Source organism: Zobellia roscoffensis, from assembly GCF_015330165.1.
GTDB classification, from domain to species: Bacteria; Bacteroidota; Bacteroidia; order Flavobacteriales; family Flavobacteriaceae; genus Zobellia; species Zobellia roscoffensis.
Genome location: NZ_JADDXT010000002.1, coordinates 2,346,007 through 2,367,983, shown reverse-complemented (window position 1 = coordinate 2,367,983; position 21,977 = coordinate 2,346,007). Strand labels below are relative to the sequence as shown.

General features: G+C 38.2%; 20 protein-coding genes. 14 read left to right on the top strand and 6 right to left on the bottom strand.

The window, feature by feature from the left end; genetic code table 11:
- Window position 1: 1 nt before the first annotated feature.
- Window positions 2–745, bottom strand: a complete 744-nt coding sequence (locus IWC72_RS09930; protein ID WP_194529676.1) for a tetratricopeptide repeat protein — start codon at window positions 743–745, stop codon at window positions 2–4.
- Window positions 745–1,314 carry an RNA polymerase sigma factor gene (locus IWC72_RS09925; protein ID WP_194529675.1) on the bottom strand — a complete coding sequence of 190 codons (570 nt, stop codon included), beginning with the start codon at window positions 1,312–1,314 and terminating at the stop codon, window positions 745–747. Before IWC72_RS09925 ends, IWC72_RS09930 begins: the two co-directional genes overlap by 1 nt.
- A gap of 332 nt (window positions 1,315–1,646) precedes the next feature.
- Here IWC72_RS09925 and IWC72_RS09920 point away from each other — a divergent pair, with 332 nt between their 5' ends.
- Complete coding sequence (locus tag IWC72_RS09920; RefSeq protein WP_194529674.1) at window positions 1,647–2,204, top strand: hypothetical protein; 558 nt, start codon at window positions 1,647–1,649, stop codon at window positions 2,202–2,204.
- Between the two features lie 18 nt (window positions 2,205–2,222).
- Here IWC72_RS09920 and lipB read toward each other — a convergent pair whose 3' ends face one another.
- From lipB to IWC72_RS09905, 3 genes are read right to left on the bottom strand one after another with little or no spacing between them, the layout of a single operon-like run.
- On the bottom strand, window positions 2,223–2,939 hold the full coding sequence (lipB, locus tag IWC72_RS09915; protein WP_194531133.1) for a lipoyl(octanoyl) transferase LipB: 717 nt from the start codon (window positions 2,937–2,939) through the stop codon (window positions 2,223–2,225).
- Window positions 2,940–2,965: 26 nt separating this feature from the next.
- On the bottom strand, window positions 2,966–3,703 hold the full coding sequence (locus IWC72_RS09910) for a hypothetical protein (protein ID WP_194529673.1): 738 nt from the start codon (window positions 3,701–3,703) through the stop codon (window positions 2,966–2,968).
- A gap of 11 nt (window positions 3,704–3,714) precedes the next feature.
- Window positions 3,715–3,870: a YqaE/Pmp3 family membrane protein gene (locus IWC72_RS09905; protein WP_194526048.1), complete on the bottom strand. Its 156-nt coding sequence runs from the start codon at window positions 3,868–3,870 to the stop codon at window positions 3,715–3,717.
- Window positions 3,871–4,088: 218 nt separating this feature from the next.
- Between IWC72_RS09905 and lysS the strand changes: the two genes are divergently transcribed.
- From lysS to IWC72_RS09865, 8 genes are all read left to right on the top strand, one after another.
- On the top strand, window positions 4,089–5,780 hold the full coding sequence (lysS, locus tag IWC72_RS09900; protein WP_194529672.1) for a lysine--tRNA ligase: 1,692 nt from the start codon (window positions 4,089–4,091) through the stop codon (window positions 5,778–5,780).
- A gap of 424 nt (window positions 5,781–6,204) precedes the next feature.
- On the top strand, window positions 6,205–8,943 hold the full coding sequence (locus IWC72_RS09895) for a PSD1 and planctomycete cytochrome C domain-containing protein (protein WP_194529671.1): 2,739 nt from the start codon (window positions 6,205–6,207) through the stop codon (window positions 8,941–8,943).
- 3 nt (window positions 8,944–8,946) lie between these two features.
- Entirely contained in the window at window positions 8,947–10,458 is a 1,512-nt protein-coding gene (locus tag IWC72_RS09890; RefSeq protein ID WP_194526045.1) for a DUF1501 domain-containing protein, read from the top strand.
- Window positions 10,459–10,485: 27 nt separating this feature from the next.
- Window positions 10,486–11,358 carry a sugar phosphate isomerase/epimerase family protein gene (locus IWC72_RS09885; protein WP_194529670.1) on the top strand — a complete coding sequence of 291 codons (873 nt, stop codon included), beginning with the start codon at window positions 10,486–10,488 and terminating at the stop codon, window positions 11,356–11,358.
- Between the two features lie 4 nt (window positions 11,359–11,362).
- Window positions 11,363–12,754, top strand: coding sequence for a c-type cytochrome domain-containing protein (locus IWC72_RS09880; RefSeq protein ID WP_194529669.1), 1,392 nt, complete (start codon window positions 11,363–11,365; stop codon window positions 12,752–12,754).
- Between the two features lie 50 nt (window positions 12,755–12,804).
- Entirely contained in the window at window positions 12,805–14,235 is a 1,431-nt protein-coding gene (locus tag IWC72_RS09875) for an SLC13 family permease (protein ID WP_194529668.1), read from the top strand.
- 180 nt (window positions 14,236–14,415) lie between these two features.
- Window positions 14,416–15,537, top strand: coding sequence for a DUF4198 domain-containing protein (locus tag IWC72_RS09870; RefSeq protein WP_194529667.1), 1,122 nt, complete (start codon window positions 14,416–14,418; stop codon window positions 15,535–15,537).
- Complete coding sequence (locus IWC72_RS09865; protein ID WP_194529666.1) at window positions 15,538–16,224, top strand: HupE/UreJ family protein; 687 nt, start codon at window positions 15,538–15,540, stop codon at window positions 16,222–16,224.
- Window positions 16,225–16,353: 129 nt separating this feature from the next.
- Here IWC72_RS09865 and IWC72_RS09860 read toward each other — a convergent pair whose 3' ends face one another.
- Window positions 16,354–16,761 carry a hypothetical protein gene (locus IWC72_RS09860; protein WP_194529665.1) on the bottom strand — a complete coding sequence of 136 codons (408 nt, stop codon included), beginning with the start codon at window positions 16,759–16,761 and terminating at the stop codon, window positions 16,354–16,356.
- A gap of 462 nt (window positions 16,762–17,223) precedes the next feature.
- Here IWC72_RS09860 and IWC72_RS09855 point away from each other — a divergent pair, with 462 nt between their 5' ends.
- The 5 genes from IWC72_RS09855 (at window position 17,224) to IWC72_RS09835 (ending at window position 21,833) form a co-directional block, all read left to right on the top strand.
- Window positions 17,224–19,719 carry a zinc-dependent metalloprotease gene (locus IWC72_RS09855; protein WP_194529664.1) on the top strand — a complete coding sequence of 832 codons (2,496 nt, stop codon included), beginning with the start codon at window positions 17,224–17,226 and terminating at the stop codon, window positions 19,717–19,719.
- The gene (locus tag IWC72_RS09850; protein ID WP_226979539.1) at window positions 19,716–20,300 is read left to right on the top strand and encodes a Crp/Fnr family transcriptional regulator; all 585 of its coding nucleotides are present in this window, start codon (window positions 19,716–19,718) and stop codon (window positions 20,298–20,300) included. Before IWC72_RS09855 ends, IWC72_RS09850 begins: the two co-directional genes overlap by 4 nt.
- An 85-nt stretch (window positions 20,301–20,385) precedes the next feature.
- Window positions 20,386–20,736 carry a YciI family protein gene (locus IWC72_RS09845; protein ID WP_226967999.1) on the top strand — a complete coding sequence of 117 codons (351 nt, stop codon included), beginning with the start codon at window positions 20,386–20,388 and terminating at the stop codon, window positions 20,734–20,736.
- A 13-nt stretch (window positions 20,737–20,749) separates the two neighbouring features.
- Window positions 20,750–21,193: a DUF1569 domain-containing protein gene (locus IWC72_RS09840; RefSeq protein ID WP_194529663.1), complete on the top strand. Its 444-nt coding sequence runs from the start codon at window positions 20,750–20,752 to the stop codon at window positions 21,191–21,193.
- 4 nt (window positions 21,194–21,197) lie between these two features.
- Window positions 21,198–21,833: a hypothetical protein gene (locus tag IWC72_RS09835; RefSeq protein ID WP_194529662.1), complete on the top strand. Its 636-nt coding sequence runs from the start codon at window positions 21,198–21,200 to the stop codon at window positions 21,831–21,833.
- Window positions 21,834–21,977 lie beyond the last annotated feature (144 nt).

The window sequence follows — 21,977 nt, the reverse complement described above, 5'->3', positions numbered from 1 at the left end:
TTTATTCTAGTTCACTCAAAAGAGCTTCTGCCTCATTCTTTTTATAACGACCATCTTTAATAAGCTGGTTTAGTGATGTAACAGCGTTATCTTTCTGTTCAGCCTTTATGTATGCCAACGAGACATACCACAACCCTTGCGGAGTAAATTCCCCGTTACTTTCTACGACCTCATTTAGTAAAAAGATAGCTTCTTCCAGCTGATTGTTTTTCAAATAAGATTGCGCCAAATAGAAGCTAAGATTTTGAGTGTCATAGGTCTCTTTTAATTCCTTAAAAAGTTGAATCGCTTTTGTATTGTCGTTCGTTTCGTAGGCTACATATGCCTCGCGTTCTAGAGAACTATCCGTCTCAGTGCCACGCGTTATAGCATATACCGTGTTGGGATATTCTTGAAAATTTTCATTGTACAATTCTTGATAATCCGTACCTGAAAAATTATTGTAACCCAACCAGCCAAGACCTACCAACAAAGCTATAGAAGCTGCCATTGCCCATTTTTGATAATTCCTTTTTGGTAACTCGCGAACGGGAACGGTGTCTTCAATATCTTTTTCAAAGCCGATTAATTTAGATTTTAAACTATCGGTTTCTTTTTCTCGAATAACCTGCTTCAGGTTTTTTTCAAAATTAAATTGTTCTTTAAATTCCATATCGCTTTTGAGCAACTCATCAAACTGTTGTTGCTGCTCAATAGTCAGTTGATTTGAAAAATAATTATATAATAAAAGTTCCTTATCCATCATTAGTAGGTATTTGCTTGGATTTTTTCTTTTAAAGTTTTCATACAACGTGATTTGGCAGACTTAACCACGTTCTCACTATTATAATTTTTTGTTTCCATTATTTCCTGAATAGTAAAACCACGGTAGTAAAACAATGTTAACAACTCTTGGCATTTATCACCTAAAGAGCCAAAGTGTTTTTTTAATAATTCTTGCTCTGTAGTTAAGGTTTGCCGTTCCATTTCAAATGTATTCACTTGTTCATCGGTTTCCCCTACCCTAGACAAATCATAATCACCGGTTACCACCTTTTTGTTTTTCCGCATCTTATCAAAGATTAAATATTTACCAATGGAAAACAGATATGTAGAAATACTACTGGTTAGGCTTTCTAACTTGCCGCTCATGACGTTATCATAAAAGATAACGTAAGCATCTTGATACACATCTATGTTTTCTTCTTCCGAAAGATTATAGCGCCTAGCATAATTCAAAAATTTTAGGCGGTTAGATTCGTATACCCGCCTAAGCAGTTCGTCCGAGCCCTTTCGTAAATCTTCAAGCGTTATTTCTGCCTGTATATTTTCCATTTAATGCATATCTAATGAGAAGGTTAACAGTGATGCCGACTAATTTAACATTTTTTGTCCGCCCTCCCTTAAAACAAAGGAATTATTTAAAATGGCCTACAGCAATCAGCCAAAAAATAAAAAAGATATATCATGTTAACCCCTTTCCTATTTTTCACATAAAGTAATGAAACGAAAAATGAATATTATGAACACTTATGAAAAATTAGAGCTGATAAAACGGATTTTGATTCTGGCTTTTACCGTTACCCTGTCCCTTCTCTTTAAGATTCTTATGTAAAAGGATAATTAATATCATAAACCCATCCTTTTCTAAACTTAAAAACAAAATTATGTACACGACAAAAATTAATTTCAAGTATCTATTAAAGTACGTAACTGCAGTCTTTTTTACATTTACAGTACTAAGCTGCGAGACCGAAATACCATTAGAAGACGAAACCCTGCCTGCATTTTCTTTTCGGGTTACCGGAGATGGTTTTGACCACACCTTTGACCAAAACACAAACTTTAATGCAATTACGTTAATGCTACGACGCGGTGTTACCTATAATTTTACATTGACCGGTAGTGACCAAGGTGGTGTTGACAGAATATCTTGGTTTACTTACCACAGTGGCCGAATCAATATTGAAACTGGTGCCGCATCTCCGTGGCAATACAGCAACGATGATGAATGGACGAGTTCTCTAGACTGGACAGGAGATAGAAATAACCCATTAACAGGAAGTATTGCTGTCGGAAATTTTACCACTCAAGGAACGGGAAATGATGCTGTCTTTAGGTTTACGGTTTCAGATTTCGGCGGAGAACTTATTTCACCGAATCGTGTTATGGAAGACCTCATAATATATATTGGTGCACACAACACAAGAATTAGGAATAATTAAAAACAAAAAAACCGAGGCTTACACCTCGGTTTTTTGCTTTATCAATTCTGCTTCAAAAAGAACTTCAAAATGTTTCTGGAGTTTTCCTTTTACTTCTTCCAAATCAACTTCTTGCTTTCCTAGTTCTACATTTAAAGAAGTAACGGCCTTATCCTTTATCCCGCACGGAATCATCAAATCAAAATACCCCAGATCGGCATTTACGTTCAGAGCAAAACCGTGCATGGTTACCCATCGGCTGGCACGTACGCCCATAGCGCATATTTTTCTGGCAAACGGCGTGCCCACATCCAACCAAACTCCGGTTTCACCTTCAGACCGTTCCGCTTTTAGCCCATATTCCGCCAAAGTAAGAATGACCATTTCCTCTAAAAAGCGAAGGTATTTATGAATATCGGTAAAGAAGTTATCTAAATCTAAAATGGGATACCCTACTATCTGGCCAGGACCGTGATAAGTAATATCCCCTCCTCGGTTTATCTTATAAAATTTGGCATTTTTAGCAGCAAGTTCTTCTTCGTTTATTAAAAGATTGGCAAAATCGCCGCTCTTGCCTAGCGTATATACGTGAGGGTGTTCTACAAACAAAAAGTGATTGGGTGTGGGTTCATTGGCTTGCCCCCTACGATTCTTTATTTTTAAATCTACCGTTTGTTTGAAAAGCTCTTCTTGGTAATCCCAAGTTTCTTTATAGTCTTTCAATCCCAAATCTTGTACAAGCACTTTTTTGTTCATCATGCAAAGATACAAAATGCACAGGTCTATTTCTCTAACTCAACCTCGATCATAATGGACTCTGGATCCTTGAGCATATCTAGGAAATTAACCTCGTACACCATTGTTTTTCCATCCATGGAAAAAGTAGCTTCTTCCACATTGGTAGATTTCACCCGTTTCGGAAAATGGTACTTAAAAGTATAGGTAGAACTGGACAAAAACATTTCCGCTGTTTCAAGACTGTCTATACTTTGCTGAAACAACTCTTTGTCTTTAATAACCCCCTCTCTCCTAAATTTATCCTTCTTAAAAGAATAACTAACCTCAGTTGCCTCATTAGCAGAATTTTTCGGCATCGGTTTACTACCTGCTGTGGGACCAACGGAACTTGCACTTTGGAAAGCATTAAAAGCATCGTTCACCTCAGATACATCTTTAAAGTCCGTAAACATATCAAAATTCATAATTCCCTTTTCGGCATCCATCATCATATGAAGACTAAAAGGTTCCAGCTTTTTCAATTCCGCTTGTTGTTTTGAAGATAATTGGGCAATACTATCTTTATTTTCCCGTATTAAATCTTTAAAAACAATTGTAGAGTCGATTACCTCTTCTAATTGGGTAGAATCTGATGATGGTAACATTTGCAGCATTTCACCACCATCAAAACCAATATTCATCTTCCCAGTTCCATCTTGATTAAAATGGATTTCTTCGGTGAAATTACAGGCAACAAAAAAAACGGCAATTAAGACTGTGGAAAATACTCTGTCTAATTTCATAAAACGGGGTTCTAATTTGGGTTGTTCAATATGACCAATGCAGCAATAACGCCAGGCACCCAGCCACAAAAAGTCAAAAGTAGAACAATTAAGAACGACCCACAACCTTTTCCGATAACTGCCAGGGGAGGAAAAAGAATAGCCAATAATACACGAAAAAAACTCATTTTTATTTGATTTAGATTGATTGATGATGTACCTGTATGACGAGACAAACCCATAATTGTTACATATTTCTACTAAAAATCGGGATGAGCCGAATATCATTTCAAGCTCTTCAATACTAACATTTGAACAAACAAAGTACCAAGCTTATAATTTCATATTATATGATGCATAGAGTGTTGCGCCATTAGTTTATATTTGCAGCCTTAAATAGTAAAAAATGCAACTTTCGGAACAAGAAATTATTAGAAGAGAAAAATTGACCAAATTGCGCGAATTGGGCATTGACCCCTACCCCGCTGCATTATACCCTGTTGACGCCACGTCAAAGGGTATTAAATCTGATTACGAAGAAGGTAAAAAAGTGGTCATTTCAGGTAGATTAATGTCCCGAAGAATTCAGGGTAAAGCTTCTTTTGCGGAGTTGCAGGATAGTGAAGGCCGTATTCAAGTTTATTTTAACCGCGATGAAATCTGTACCGGTGAGGACAAAAGTCTTTACAATGATGTGTACAAGAAATTATTGGATATAGGCGATATCATTGGTATTGAAGGAGAATTGTTCACTACTCAAGTGGGCGAAAAAACTGTAATGGTGAAGAACTTTTCGCTTTTAAGCAAATCGTTGCGCCCGTTACCATTACCAAAAAAGGATTCCGAAGGGAATGTTTTTGACGAATTCAACGACCCGGAAATGAGGTACCGCCAGCGCTATGTAGATTTGGTGGTCAACCCTAAAGTAAAAGAAACGTTTATTAAGCGTACCAAGATTACGAACAGTATTCGCGAGTTTTATAATGAAGCTGGTTATTTGGAAGTTGAAACTCCCATTCTTCAACCTATTCCTGGTGGAGCTTCGGCTAGGCCATTTTTGACGCATCACAATGCATTAAACATTCCATTGTATTTAAGAATCGCGAACGAGTTATACCTTAAAAGATTAATTGTAGGCGGATTTGATGGTGTTTATGAATTCTCAAAGGATTTCCGTAACGAAGGAATGGACCGTACCCACAACCCTGAGTTTACCGTAATGGAACTCTATGTAGCCTATAAGGATTACAACTGGATGATGGATACCACCGAAAAGCTGCTTGAGAAAATCGCTCTTGATGCCAACGGAACTTCTAAAGTTACAGTGGGTGATAATGAAATTGAGTTTAAAGCTCCTTATGCCCGTGTTCCTATTTTAGAGGCAATAAAGATTCATACCGGTAAAGACGTTGCCGGAATGGGCGAAGTAGAACTTCGTGAAACTGCAAAAGAACTTGGTCTTGAAGTAGACGATACTATGGGTGTTGGCAAACTGATAGATGAGATTTTTGGCGAAAAATGTGAGCATCATTATATACAACCAACTTTCATAACGGACTACCCAAAAGAGATGAGTCCGCTTACGAAAGAGCATAGAGACAACCCAGCACTTACCGAGCGTTTTGAATTGATGGTAAACGGTAAGGAATTAGCAAACGCCTATTCTGAGCTTAATGACCCTATTGACCAACGCGAGCGTTTTGAAGAACAGCTAAAACTTTCCGAAAAAGGAGATGACGAAGCAATGTTCATTGATCAGGATTTCTTGCGCGCTCTTGAATATGGTATGCCTCCTACATCAGGTATTGGTATTGGTATAGACCGTTTGGTCATGTTAATGACCAACAACTCTTCCATCCAAGAAGTATTGTTCTTCCCGCAAATGAGACCGGAGAAAAAAGCGGTTGAACTTACAGATGAGGAAAAAGCAATCATAGCATTATTGAAACCAACAGGCGAGATGGAACTGGCAGACCTTAAAACCCAAGCCGGGTTAAGCGGCAAGAAATGGGACAAGTCAATGAAAGCTTTATCTAAACACGGATTAACTTCTGTTGTTGTTGAAGGTGATTCTAAAACAGTACAGCTAAAGCAATAAGTTCTATTTTAATCTGATATTTAACGAGCCCAATTCATTAAATGAATTGGGCTTTTTTTCGTTGCACTTCATTAAAAATGGTCAAAGAAGAGTGAACCTAAATACTCTGATATAAATTTATTCTCAAAAACAATCATTTTTCCCATTTGTTATTTTGCTATAAATTTTAGCCAAATAGCGAAAATAACTTACTCTTTATTGCAAAATTTTATATTTTAATAACTCAATTAGAATATAAATATCAAATTATCAAAACAAACTGGTTTAACCGTCGCAATACAGTATTCTCTATCCTTAGGGGTTTTCTTAATGAACAGCCTAGTACTTATATACTAAAAGTTGCACAGGTTGCGCAAATATCAGACGCATTCACAACTTAAGTTTTCTATATTTAAGATTGATTTTAGCAAAAACGGACCTAAAAATGAAAAAGAATATAACGGATAATATCTACTGGTTTCTTTTTCTTCCTTTGGGAATATTGTTATTAGGAGCCTGCCAATCCTCCCCTCCCGTTGATTTCAGCACACAAATAAAACCTATTCTTAACAACAAATGTATTACTTGTCATGGTGGTGTAAAAAAGAGCGGTGGTTTTAGTCTATTATTTAAAAATGAAGCTTTCGCCAAAACAGAATCAGGCGTTCCAGCTATTATTCCTGGAGATGCAGCAGGCAGCGAAATGATAAAAAGACTTCATGAAGAAGACCCTGAATTACGCATGCCTTACGAAAAACCGAAACTAACAGGCGAAGAAATAGACCTCTTGACACGCTGGATAGACGAAGGTGCTAAATGGGGACAACATTGGGCGTACTCGCTTCCTGAAAAAGTAGATGTACCCAAAATTAATATGAAAGCTAGCCTTTCCCCCGGTACTACTTCTGGCTTTATAAAAAATGAGATTGATCATTTTATTCTTTCCCGATTAAATGAAAAGGAACTCCAACCCAATCCATCCGCAGAAAAAAATATAATCGCCAGAAGATTATCTCTGGATATTGTGGGTATTCCACCAAGTCAAGAATTACTACAACGTTTTGAAAATGACCAACTATCCTACGAAGGCTTAGTAGATACTCTCTTTAATCAAAAGACCTACGGAGAAAAATGGGCCACTTGGTGGCTAGACCTAGCGCGCTATGCCGATTCTAAAGGCTACGAGAAAGATTTGGCCCGAACCATTTGGCGGTACCGTGATTGGGTAATCGGTGCTTTTAACCGAGACCTTCCCTATGACCAATTTACAAAAGAGCAATTGGCGGGAGACCTTTTGCCAGACCCGTCGCCTGATCAACTCATAGCGACAGCTTTCCACAGAAATACCATGAACAATGACGAAGGGGGTACCGACGATGAAGAATATCGTGTAGCTACTGTCATAGATCGTTTGAATACAACTTTTGAGGTTTGGCAGAGTACTACAATGGGCTGTGTACAATGCCATAGTCATCCTTATGACCCTTTCAAACATGAGGAATATTATAAGTTGATGGCTTTTTTCAATAATTCAAGGGATGAAGATACCCCAGGTGAATCTCCAGTTTTAAAATTTTACTCGCCCCCACAGCAAAAGAGTGTTGATAGGATTTTGAATTGGGCAAAGAAATATGGTGATGAGGAGACCTTTGCTACCTACAAGAACTTTTTACAATTTACAGAGCCTGTTTATAAATCACACTTTTACAAAGAAATTAATAATGGTTCGTATGATGACCATGCCTCCGTGGTTTTATGGGATAAAGGAAACTGCATCATAGAAAACGGTTATACCAACAATGCCAGTTTTGTCTATCTCAACTTTCGCTCCCACTATGATGGAACAAAAATCATTATCCGCGAAAAAGGTTCTGGAGGGCCTATTATTGGGGAGTTTATCATCAACAAACAAAAGCAAAATACCACGGCACGCTTTCCTATTAAAAAAACAGAACGTCAGAACGATATTTACATAGAAACCCATAATACGAATTCTAAAAAGGAAGCCAACCTTATGAACTTGTACTGGGTTGCCTTCATTCCAGATTTGCCAGGAAAAGACCAGCCAGAGTGGAATAGTATAAATTCTAATCTTATGGAAGCCCTTAATTGGAATACCCCAACTGTACCTATTATGGTTGAGAATCCAAACCATATGAAGCGCACAACGCAACTTTTTGATCGTGGTAGCTGGATGTCCAAAACCGATACTGTAGAGCCGGGCACTCCTGAAAGTCTGAACGTTTGGAATACAGATTGGCCAGAAAACCGCTTAGGCTTGGCCGAATGGATTGTAGATAAGAAAAATCCTTTAACGGCCCGTACTTTAGTTAATAGAGTGTGGCACCAGATTTATGGAAGAGGACTTGTTTCGACTGTTGAAGATATAGGCTCACAATCAGACGCACCATCGCACCCTGCCATGCTCGATTGGTTATCCTTACGCTTTATGAACGAACATAAATGGAGCGTAAAAAAACTGATAAAAGAAATTGTAATGGCAGGCACGTATCGGCAAAGCTCGGAAAGCACTCCCGAAATGTATGAAATTGACTCTGAAAACGAACTCTACGCACGTGGACCTAGAATTCGTTTGGGAGCGGAACAGATAAGGGATCAGGCATTGGCCGTTGCAGGGTTGCTCAGTGAAAAGATGTACGGACCTGGGGTTATGCCACCTCAACCTGATGGCGTTTGGCAAACTGTTTATAGTGATGCCCAGTGGGTAGAAAGTAAAGGAGAAGACCGTTACCGAAGAGGTGTATATACCTTTTTAAAAAGAACAAGCCCCTACCCTTCTTTCTTAACTTTTGATGCGGGTAGTAGAGAAGTGGCCACAATACGGAGAACGGTAACCAACACCCCCCTTCAGGCTTTGGTTACGTTGAACGACCCCGTTTATTTGGAAACTGCTTACCATTTGGCGAAAAATAACCGTGTACCCAATGACGTAGAGAAAAGTATCGCCCAGAGCTATAAAAATGCAACGTTCAAGGAAATAAGTCCGAATCGACTGAAAGCCTTAAAAACACTTTACAGTACTTCATTGACAGAATTCAACAAAAATAGCGAGGCCTTAAAACTATTTATTCAGTTTGAAGAGAAACCGACCGCAGAACTCAGTGCCCTTACCATTGTGGCCAATGCCATTATGAACTTAGATGAATTTTTAACGAAAGTATAGGCCATGAAAGACCAAATTGAAAGACTTGTTCAAGAACACTTGGCTAGAGAAGCGCAGGAAAAGACCCGAAGACACTTTATAAAAAGTTGCGCCCAAGGACTGGGCGGATTAGCACTAAGTTCCATTTTTATGGGATGTGACCCAATATCCAAGCAGAACAAAAAATCAGCTTCCACTTTTTCAGAACGCGACCTTAATCCATTGGCGACTTTAGCACCTCATTATGGGCCAAAAGTTAAATCGGTCATTTATTTGCACATGGCAGGGGCACCCTCGCAACTCGAAATGTTCGACTACAAACCAAAACTTCATAAGTTAGATGGTCAAGATTGTCCGCAGTCGCTATTGGCAGGCAAAAAATTCGCTTTTATAAAAGGAACTCCAAAGTTAATGGGCCCACAAGCGGAGTTTAAACAAGAAGGTGAATCGGGTAATTGGGTATCTAACTTCATGCCTCATTTTAAAAAAGTAGTGGACGACGTAGCTTTTCTAAAAGCAGTGCATACAGATCAGTTCAATCATGGTCCCGCCCAACTTTTTATGCATACCGGTAGTGCCCGATTGGGGCGCCCCAGTATTGGCGCTTGGGCCACCTATGGCCTAGGCTCGGAAAATCAAAACTTACCCGGTTTTGTAGTATTGACCTCTGGTGGAAATACTCCGGATGCCGGAAAAAGTGTTTGGGGAAGTGGCTTTCTACCTTCCGTATACCAAGGTGTGCAATGCCGTTCTAAAGGTGACCCTGTACTTTATCTTGATGACCCAGATGGAGTTTCAAGAGATTTAAAGAAAAGCACTATAGATGCTATCACACAAATTAACAAAGAAGAATACGCCAAATATGCAGACCCAGAAATTCTGGCTAGAATTAACCAATATGAAATGGCATACCGCATGCAAATTGCGGTTCCTGAGGTTATGAATATCAACAGTGAGCCAGAACATATTAAAGAAATGTATGGTGTTGAACCTGGTAAAGAATCATTTGCGAACAACTGTTTACTTGCTAGAAAATTAGTGGAAGACGGAGTTCGTTTTGTGCAGTTATTCGATTGGGGATGGGATAGTCATGGCGTTATCCGCTCGGGATCTATTGACAAGGGACTCCGAAATAAATGTACCCAAATTGATAGGCCGATAACCGCCTTGATTATGGACTTAAAGCAACGCGGACTTCTAGACGACACTCTCATTGTATGGGGTGGTGAATTTGGAAGAACACCTATGCAAGAAAACCGAGGTAATAAAAAAATGCCATTTAAAGGACGAGATCATCACGGTGATGCCTTTACCATGTGGATGGCTGGTGGCGGCATTAAAAATGGGGCCTCCCATGGGCAGACGGATGATATTGGTTTTTCTGGGGTAGAAGGCCGTGTATCCGTTCATGATGTTCATGCTACTATCTTACATCTACTTGGTTTTGACCATGAAGAATACACCTATGAATTTCAAGGAAGACCTTTCCGCTTAACCGATGTAGAAGGCCATATCATCAAAGAAATCTTATCCTGAATAAATCTCCAACAAACCAAACAATCCATGAAAATACCGTTAACGCTAGTAGTGTTTTTTTTCTCCTTCTTAGGATTTTCCCAACAAAAACAATTAGAATTCTACCAGACCGATTGGGGCAGGCAAATATCATGGGATGCTTTTTGCGAAAAAACAAAGGCTGCTGGTTATGACGGAATTGAAACTTGGTTCCCGAAAAATGAAGAAAGTCAAACCGAATTAAAAGTAGCTCTAATCAAATATGGTTTAAAAGTCGGTTTTCTGAACGGCACTAACAAGTCGCTTCCGTTTGAAGAAAGTTTGAAAAAATACACCGAACATTTTAAAACCCTCATCGCTTGGAAACCTGCTTACATTAATTGTCATACAGGTAACGATTTTTTCACTTTTGAGCAGAACAAAGCCTTTATTGAGGCTGCCAATTCAATTGCAAAAGAGAATAACATACCCATTTACCACGAAACACATCGGGGTCGTTTCAGTTACAACCTGCCCGACACCCAAAACTATCTTTCGGCTATTCCTGACTTAAAACTGACTCTAGACATTAGTCATTGGATGGTTGTTCATGAATCGCTTCTGCAGAGTCAAAATGAAGAATTAGAGGAAATCATAAACCGTTCGCATCATATTCATGCTCGTGTAGGTCATGCCGAAGGCCCACAAGTAAACAACCCGGAAGCACCTGAATGGAAAAAAGCAGTTGACCGCCATATGAATATATGGGAGACAGTAATCCGTAAACAATGGCAAGCCAAAGATGTTTTTACTATTACAACAGAATTTGGTCCAGCGGATTATATGCCGACTTTACCCTACACCCAATTGCCGGTTGCCGACCAATGGAAAGCCAATGTATATATGATGAAGCTTTTAAAAGAACGATTCGACCTAAAATAATAGTATGAACGTTCTTAAACAGCTTCTTGGAAGGCTACATCCGCTTGTTGTACATCTACCCATTGGTTTCATTATGATGGGACTGCTTTTGCAGTGGTACGATAGAAAGAAAAAAAAACACAACACCGTTATATCGCTTGTCTACTTATGGGCGGGTATTACGGCTACCCTAGCCTGTATTACAGGTTACCTGCAATATCTTGGAGAAGGCTATGCTTTTGACACGGTAAAGTGGCACTTGTGGTCTGGTATCGCTACAGCTTTATTTTCCTTTTTGATGTACGCCAAACTAAAAGGTATTCTAACTCTAAGTTTTCTCCTGAAACTACCCATGCTCGGTTTATCCATTTTCTTTTTTATGCTGATTTCCTTTACGGGTCACCAAGGGGGAAATATTACCCATGGAGAAGAATATTTAATAGAACCATTGCCAAATGCCATAAAATCGGCTTTGGGCTTTGAAAATTTTGAAGAGAAAAAAATCGACTTAAATGAGGATAACTGGCAAGATGCGTTACTCTTTGAAGACGTAATCAAACCCATATTGAACAACAAATGCGCTAGCTGCCACAACCCTAAGAAAACAAAAGGCGAATTGCTTCTCACAACTCAAGAAGGAATTCTTAACGGTGGGGAAAACGGAGCAATAATTGAAGCTTCCAATGCTCCGGAAAGTGAATTATATACTAGACTTATTCTTCCTATGGATGATGACGACCACATGCCTCCCGAAGGAAAAACCCAACCCTCAAAAGAAGAAATTCAACTTGTAATGGCTTGGATAGATGCTGGCAATCCGTTTGATAAAACCATTGCCGAGTCAGGCTTGGACAAGTCTCTTTTTCTTTCGTTCTTCCCTAAAAAGGCAGATTTTGACCACCCGAATATAGATGTCGAGGCTGCATCTGACCAACAAATAAAAACAATAGAAGCTTCTGGCATTCACATCGACCAGATTAGTAACGCCTCTAATTTCTTAAGTGCTTCTTGCATCAACAAACCTGATTTTACCGATTCGGATTTTGATATGCTGCTGCCTATAAAGAATCAAATTTCAAGACTTGACCTTGGCAATACCAAAATAACCGATGCAGTTTTTTCTAAACTAGCACAACTTCCCAACTTAACCATAGTGTTACTAGACAACACTATCATAACTGGAAAAAACCTTCAATCCTTAGCAGGATTGGAACATTTAAAATCTATCAACCTAACCCATACTGCCCTAGAAACAAAGTATCTTAAGTCAATTCATGATTTCAAAAATCTACAGCATCTCTATTTACATGGTACAAAAGCTACGCCTCAAAACACGAAGTTGAACAATTCTAAAATCCATATCGACTTTGGAAATTATCAACTTCCACCAATTCCATCGGACACTATTGTATATTAATTTTCAAAAGAAAAAGAAAAAACATAGCTTAGGAGCTCTAATTCAATGCCATGGAACTCAGTAAAAAAGCCGGACTCTTTGTAGGCCCTCTTCTTTTTTTTATAATTCGCTTTTTACCTTTTGATTTGGTCTCCGATAAAGGAGATGCAGTAATTGCCGTAGCGGTTTGGATGGTTATCTGGTGGATTACAGAAGCCGTATCCATTTCTGTTACCGCTCTTTTGCCATTGCTACTATTCCCTTTTCTAAAAATCATGGATATTGGAGATGTGGGAGCCAATTATGGGAGCCCCATCATATTTCTCTTCTTTGGAGGCTTTGTTCTTGCCCTGGCCCTTGAAAAAGTGAATCTCCACAAACGCATTGCCCTAAATATTATAAAAATTACAGGCACCACACCCAACAAAGTAGTACTAGGCTTTATGATAGCAACAGCCTCTTTGAGTATGTGGATCAGTAATACAGCTACAACGGTGGTCATGTTGCCTATTGCCATGTCGGTTATCGGGCTTCTGGTCAATGATGAAGACGGATTTACAAAAAGTGATCGGAATTTTGCCCTTTCCGTGATGCTTGGCATTGCTTTTTCAGCTAACGCGGGAGGCGTGGCTACAGTAATCGGTACGCCACCTAACTCGGTAATGATCGGCCTTCTTGAAAATGAATACAATATTGAAATCTCATTTTTAAAGTGGATGGTTCTTGGTGTCCCCTTCTCTGCCCTTATGATATGGATCAGTTATATGATTTTGGTCAAATGGATGTATCCTAATCGCGATTTGGTATTTTCAGCATCAAAAGATGTCATAAATGATGAACTAAAAAAACTGGGGCCTATGAGCGGAAAAGAAAAAATGGTACTCGCCATTTTTGGTGTCACCGTTTTCCTTTGGATTTTTAGAACCGTCATAAACGGCATATTTCCGGCATTGAAGCTCAACGATACTATGATCAGTATTATGGCGGCCATAGCCATGTTCTCCATTCCCTATAATATGAAAAAAGGAGATTTTATTATTGTTTGGAAAGACACTCAAAAATTGGCTTGGGGCATTTTAATTCTTTTTGGTGGAGGTTTAGCGCTAGCAAAAGGCATGTCCGTTAGTGGGATAGTGGATATGGTTTCCTCTGCCATTGGTGATAGTCAAGTTAGCATACTGTTTACCGCCATTCTTTTAATAACCCTTATGCTCTTTATGACCGAACTGATGAGCAACGTAGCTTTAATTGCGGTACTGGCCCCAGTAGTTGCGGGCATTGCCATTGGTCTAGATATTCCTATTCTTTACCTGTTGATTCCTGTTACCATAGCCAGTAGTTGTGCCTTTATGCTTCCCATGGCCACACCGCCCAACGCCATTGTATTTGCCAGTGGCTACGTAAAGGTGAATGAGATGGCCAGGGTAGGTATTATCCTGAACGTTATAGCCGTTGCCCTTTTGGTTTTGATGTTTCAATTTGTTGTACCATTATTATTTTAGAATTGGCTAAAAAATAATAGTTCTGCATCAACATTATTTTATAGAAACTGTTCTTCAACCGGAAAAGCCGGATTTTATATGAAGTTCGGTTTGCTTGTTCCTTCATTTTCTTATTTTTACCAAATTCAGTTGAACGAGAAGCATATCGTTGTAATTCATCCACTAATTTAATCGCCATTAATGAAAAAAATAATTCTAGCACTACTATCCCTTGTACTGTTCAGTAGTCATATCATGTACCTAAAGTTAGACTCCTATTTTCTAAAACCCAATAGGTCTGCAACCATTCAATTGTTCAACGGTACTTTTGATAAGAGTGATAATGTTATTGACCGCGACCGAATGTTAGATGCCAGCATGCTGAATAATGGCAAGAGAATAAAAATTGATGACTCCCAGTGGAGTGAAAAAGACAGCATCACCTTTTTAAATTTTAGAACCAGTGAATCAGGAACATATGTAACCGGAGTTTCTACAGCACCCAGGTCTATTGCAATGGATGCGGAGGCATTCAATACGTATTTGGAACATGAAGGTATACGAGATATGTTGGCCTGGCGACGTGATAATGACGCTTTAAACGGTGCCGCTGTTGAAAGATACTCCAAACATGTGAAAACTATTTTTCAAGTTGGAGATAAAAGAACGGATGATTGGCAAGAAATTCTTGGGTATCCAATTGAATTTATTCCGTTAGACAATCCATATGATTTAAATACTGGCGATGATTTAAAATTCAAACTACTATTTAACGGTAAGCCCTTGGCAAATCAACTGGTATATGCCGATTATAAAGGCGCAGAAGGACATAGCCATGATTCACATAAAAAAGAAGAACATAGTCATAAAAAAGATGCCAAAAAAGAACATGGGCATAACCATGATGCAGAGGGTACCCATAGTCATGCTAAGGAAACAGAAGAAAAACATAGCCATGGCGCTGAAGGCACTCATAGTCATGCAAAAGAAACAGAAGAACATAGCCATGATTCGGAAGAGGAAACCCACACCCATACTTCAGGGCAGCAGCTACGTACGGATTCCGAAGGTATTGCTACAGCAAAACTAACCGCAGATGGCATCTGGTATCTGCAAACCATACATTTAGTAAATGTAGCTAATGATGATGAAATTACCCATGAATCCAATTGGTCTACCTTAACATTTGAGGTTACTCACGGCCATGGCAAAGAAACACATACCCATGTGGCAGAAGAAGCGGAAATTCCTTCTTATGTGTTTTGGATAGGTAGTGTTTTATTAGTTGGAGCCTTATTCTTCTGGTTTAATAGAAAGAAGTAAATGAAGACACCTAATAAGCAAATTCTAACAACTTCATTACTACTACTTTTTCCTTTACTTCTAGCAGCACATGGGGTAAGTTCAGCCGATCAGGAAACACTGAATAACGGTGGGTTATTATCCTATATATACGTGGGTGCAAAACATATGGTTACCGGGTATGACCATCTCCTATTTTTAGCTGGGGTCATCTTTTATCTAAATAACTTCAAGGATATTGTCCGCTTTATTACTGTATTTACGATAGGACACAGTATTACGTTAATTGGCGCTACTTATTTGGGTATTAAGGCAGATGAACATTTAATAGATGCCGTTATTGCTATAAGTGTTTTATATAAAGGATTTGAAAATTTAGGAGGGTTTGAAAAATATCTAAAATTCAAATCCCCTAATCTTTTATGGATGGTATTTATATTTGGATTGATTCACGGTTTTGGATTATCTACCCGCTTACAATCTTTTGATGTAGGAAGCTCTCAATTTCTAGCAAAAATTGTCTGTTTCAACATTGGCGTTGAACTGGGGCAAGTTCTTGCTTTGATTCCTATTGTTTTTATAATTACCCAATGGAAATCCAAAAAAAGCTACACTCCCTTTTACAAAGCAGCCAATTTATATCTGATAATTGCTGGAATTGGTCTTTTTATATATCAGATGTATGGGTATTTCTACGGAGGTCATTAATTTAAATTACATCTTTCCTTAAACTGTAGATTGAGAAATCTATAGTATAAAACAAAAGCGCACCAATAAAAAACAAAACCCCTGTTATTCACAGGGGTTTAGCTAGCTAATTCAAATAATTTACAATGGTTAATTGTTCCTTATATACGGATTATATCCGCTTGGTAGATGTTTCTTTGTATCAAAATCTAGAGAAATTTCATCATTTTCATCAATGTAGTTGAAAGCTTCTACATCTATTGGGAATGAATAGGCGTTAAAGCCTTCTGGAAGGTATTTCTTAGTACTTAGAACTACTCTAGCATCAGACTCAATAAAATTAATTGCATCTAGATTTACATAAATATCATTGGCATCAAAATCTTCTGGCAAATAATCTGCTGTATCAAAGCCAAGGTCAAAATCTGCATCCTCTTCAATATAATTTATAGAATGAATAACTGTATCATCCTTTTCGGTTAGCGGATCAGCTGCAAATACTCCGTTTGCAAATATAAGACCCAATAACATACTTACTTTTAAACTCTTGTTGTTCATAACGTTGTAGGTTTATGATATGAGTCTATATAACGCTGAAACCTTTCTTTATTGTTCTTTATATTTTGTGAGAGGTTTCCTAAAAAACCAGCAAATTACCAAATTCACAATTCAAGAGCACAAACGATATTAACTTCGCACTTAACAACACTCTAACTTACATTACAAGTAGAGAATAGCATGAATTTTTATCACAGAAAATTTTACTTTTTTTCTAGTCAGCCACTATTTTAATTGCCTTACGAATAAGTTATCGGTGTTTTTATATCTTACATCGAAACTAAACTTATTTCAAAAGAGAGAACAGCGAACAAAAAAGCGATAGCAACAACAAATACCCCCTACCTATCTCAAAAATAAAAATATCAAAAGTGCTATATTTACGAACGATAATAGAGGAATATCATGCAAAATTAGCTTTGCTCCATTATACTAAACATTACAACTTCTAACCAAAATTACATGTCCAAAACAGTTATCACCAAATTACTCTTTGCGATACTCTTAATTAATTTTGCATCCGCGGAAGCGCAAATTTTCAAAAAGAAAAAAGACGAGACCGAAAAGTCAGACAAAAAAGATGACGATAAAAAATCTAAAATAAAACCATACGGTAAGGTCATTACTAAAGATGCTAAGACGGATGAAGGTCTATTTGATGTACATGTGGTTGATGAAAACCACTTCTACGAAATACCAGATTCTCTTTTCAATAAGAAAATGCTCATGGTAAGTCGTATTTCAAAGACGGCTACTGGCATTGGTTTTGGTGGCGGAAAAATCAATACTCAAGTTCTTCGTTGGGAACGTAAGCCCAAAAAAGTGCTGTTACGTGTTGTTAGCCACAACGTGGTTGCCGCAGATTCCTTACCCGTACATGAAGCTGTAGTGAATTCTAATTTTGAACCTGTCCTTTTCGCTTTTAATATTATGGCGATAAAAAAGGATACGGTAAACCCAACTACCGTAATCCAGGTAAATGAACTTTTTGAAAAAGACACGCAAGCTTTTGGTATGCCAGATACCTATAGGGATAAGTATAAAGTTTCTCGCTTAGATGAGGCTAGAAGCTATATTGAAACCATTAAGAGTTACCCTTTAAATGTTGAAGCCCGCCATGTAAAAACGTATTTGGCCAAGAAGCCCCCCAGTAATGGTAGCCTAGGTTCCATATCTATAGAAATCAACAATTCTATGATTCTTTTACCTGCGGAGCCTATGAAACGCCGTTATTTTGATGAGCGTGTGGGTTGGTTTACCAGTGCCCAAACAGATTATGGTTTGGATGTTCAAAAAAGTAAAACCGTGAAGTTCCTTGACCGGTGGCGTTTGGAGGTCAAAGATGCGGATATAGAAAAGTACAAACGTGGCGAATTGGTGGAGCCTAAAAAGCAAATTGTATATTATGTAGACAGGGCTACACCAAAAAAATGGCTTCCTTATATAAAACAAGGTATTGAAGATTGGCAAGTTGCTTTTGAAGATGCAGGTTTTAAAAATGCCATTATTGCCAAAGAGCCACCTTCTGTTTTGATAGACCCGGAGTGGTCTCCCGAAGATGTGCGCTATTCCGTGGTGCGCTATTTGGCTTCGCCTATTCCAAATGCAAATGGACCACATGTGAGCGACCCGCGTAGTGGAGAGATTCTAGAATCCGATATAAATTGGTATCATAATGTAATGACTTTATTGCATAACTGGTTCTTTGTACAAACAGCTGCAATTAATCCGGACGCCAGAAATACGGAATTTAAAGATGAAGTTATGGGACGTTTAATCCGTTTTGTTTCTGCTCATGAGGTGGGTCACACCTTGGGTCTACCACATAACATGGGAAGCAGTGTTGCCTACCCTGTAGATTCTCTTCGGTCGGTTTCCTTCACTCAAAAATATGGCACAGCTCCTTCTATAATGGATTACGCCCGTTTCAACTATGTAGCCCAGCCAGAAGATGGTAATGTTGCTCTTATGCCAGACATTGGCACTTATGATAAATATGCCATTAAATGGGGATATAAGCCTATTCTTGATGTTTCTACAGAGGAAGAAAACAAAGTATTAGATAGTTGGATTCTAGAACATGCAGGAGATCCTCTATACCGTTTTGGCCACCAACAAGTAGGTGATGTGGTAGACCCAAGTTCTCAAACTGAGGATTTAGGTGATGATGCTATTAAAGCAAGCCTATATGGAATTGAAAATTTAAAACGAATTGTACCTAACCTCGTTACATGGACCAAAAAAGATGGAAAGACCTATGAAGACCTTGAAAAGCTGTATGGTCAAGTCGTAGCACAATTTAATCGTTATACGGGCCATGTATCTAACAATATAGGGGGAGTATATGAATATCAAAAAACCTACGACCAAGAAGGTGCCGTTTACATTCCTGTTGCTAAAGAACACCAACAAAACTGTATGTCTTTTTTACAAGATGAACTTTTTGCAACACCACGATGGCTAATTGACCAAAACATCTTTAATAAAATTCAGTACTCAGGTTATGTCGAAGAAATAAGAAAGATGCAGACCAGAACGTTGGACAACATTTTAAGTTTGGGCAAGCTACAGCGCTTGGTAGAAAATGAAACCGCGAACGGAGCGGAAGCGTATCATTTAACCGATATGATGGGCGAATTACGAAACGGTATCTGGTCTGAACTTGAAAATGGCAGCACCATTGACACCTATAGAAGAAACCTTCAAAAAGCACACATAGACCGGTTGGCATATTTGATGACCGCAGAAAACCAAAAGAAAAAACCTGATTTTGGCGGATATCAAAAATCTACGGTGGTGAACACCAGCCAATCGGACATTCGTTCGGTAGCCCGTGGTGAGTTAAGTAATTTACAACGAACTATTAAAAGGGCTATTGGCCGAACTTCGGATACGATGAGCAAATATCACTTGGAAGATGTAAACAAGCGAATAGAGCAAATACTTGACCCCAAATGATAAGCCAAGATCATTTTCTAAATAACATATTCACGCCTTCTAATTTTTCGGATGAAGAACTGGCCACGATTATCCCTAAATTTAAAAAAGTTACTTTCTCCAAAAACGACTTTATACTAGAGGAAGGAAAAACGGAAAATCACTATTGGTTTATTGAAAGTGGCTTTGCACGCTCTTATGTGGTGAATACCGAAGGGAAAGATATCACCACAAACTTTTATGCCGTTGGTGATATTGTTATTGACTGGACCTCTTTTTTCCTTAGAAACCCTACGAGAGAAAACATTCAGGCTTTAACGGATTGCGTATGTTGGCAGTTAGATTTTGATACTTTTCAAGAACTCTTTCACAGCATACGTAGTTTTAGGGAACAAGGGCGCACAACATTGGTAAACAGTTATTTCGCTTTAAAGAAGCAAAGTGTAGCTATGATTGCGGACCAAGCTTCCGAGCGGTACCTAAAGCTGTTAAGAGAAAAACCGCATATTATTCAGAATATTTCGCTTAAACATATTGCTACATATTTGGGTGTTACGGACACTTCTTTAAGCCGAATTAGAAAAGAGATTTCGGGCGAATAGGTTTTCTTGCCCTATGACAAGTTTTATTTTTTTTAATGCAGGTAGCTTAGCCTCATCGAAATATACAAACCATAAAACTTTGACAATGGAAAATCTTCAAGACTTCATGTTGCTATTCCGGATGCAACCTAGCACCGAACACCCCACTACTGATCAATTAAGTGAAATGCAGCAAAAGTGGGGCTCTTTTATTGGTGGTATTGCTGCACAGGCTAAACTTGTAAGCACAACTCGGTTGGCTTTTGAGGGAGCTACAATTGACAACCAATTAAATGTTAGCACAGGAATTACCATAGCGAACAACGAGACCCTAAGTGGTAACATGGTCATTAAAGCAACCACCGTTAAAGAGGCTACTGAAATAGCAAAAGGATGCCCTATTCTTGCCATGGGCGGTTCTGTAGAAGTGAGAGGCATAATACCAATGGAAGTTTAAAACCCTGCAAAAGATGAAAACAATTTTTAAAAACGAAACAATTGCCGAGTTAGTGGATAGAATAAACTCCCTTCAAGAACTCAATCAAGCTCAATGGGGTAAAATGAATGCTTACCAAATGCTTAAACATTGCACATTAGGCGAAGAATTGTTCCATAGTAAAAAAAGCTACAAGCGTTTATTTATTGGTAGGCTGTTTGGCGGCATGGCGTTGCGCAGTATTTTAAAAGACGAGCAACCGATGAAAAAAAATCAACCTACCCATCCTGAATTTAAAGTTACCGGTACGGGCAACTTTGAAAATGAACGCAAAAAATGGATTGAATTGCTTCAAGCATATGACTCCTTTTCAAACCCTGATTTTGTACATCCGTTTTTTGGAAAAATGACCACAGAGCAGATTGGAGTTTTTGTTTACAAGCATACGGACCATCATTTAAGGCAATTTGGAAACTAACACTATGCTACAGTATCTATTTATTGCGACTACCCTTTTATCCTTAATTCTTTTTTATCTAGGAACAGGAAAAGACAAAAGGTTTTTTGTTTTCAGTATACTCTGGCTTCTTATTATTGGTCTAATTGCACATAACGGATATTTTGAAAATACTAAAGCAAAACCTCCTCGGTTTATTTTTACAATTATCCCTTCCATCCTTGCTTTTGCATGGATTTATAAAATAGTCCGTTTAAATAAAATCAAACCTAAGTTTTTAGTCGCTGTTCATATCGTTCGTATCCCGGTTGAACTCATCCTTTTTCAATTATTTCTACAAAAGAAAGTCCCTATTCTGATGACTTTTAAAGGATGGAATTTTGACATTATAATGGGAATATCGGCTCTAATCATTCTTTTATACTTACTATATGCTAAAAAGAACCTTTCCCGATCTTTTATTCTAGCTTGGAATATTTTAGGACTTCTCTTTCTAACTACTATTGTCTTCATAGCAATTCTATCATCACCATTACCTATACAGCAGTTGGCTTTTGACCAACCCAATATTGCAGTTTTACAATTCCCATATATTTATCTACCCACTTACATTGTTCCAGTGGTTTATCTTTCACACACACTGGCAATTCAAAAAAATTAGAATTTAAGTAACAAAAATTTTGAGGCACAAAAACACTTAAAATAAGAACCATTGTTAATCTAGCCTCAATCCCTTTACAACATCTACGAAATACATTAAACCATGATGAAGTGATTTTACAAACAACAAGTTTGTACTATTTGA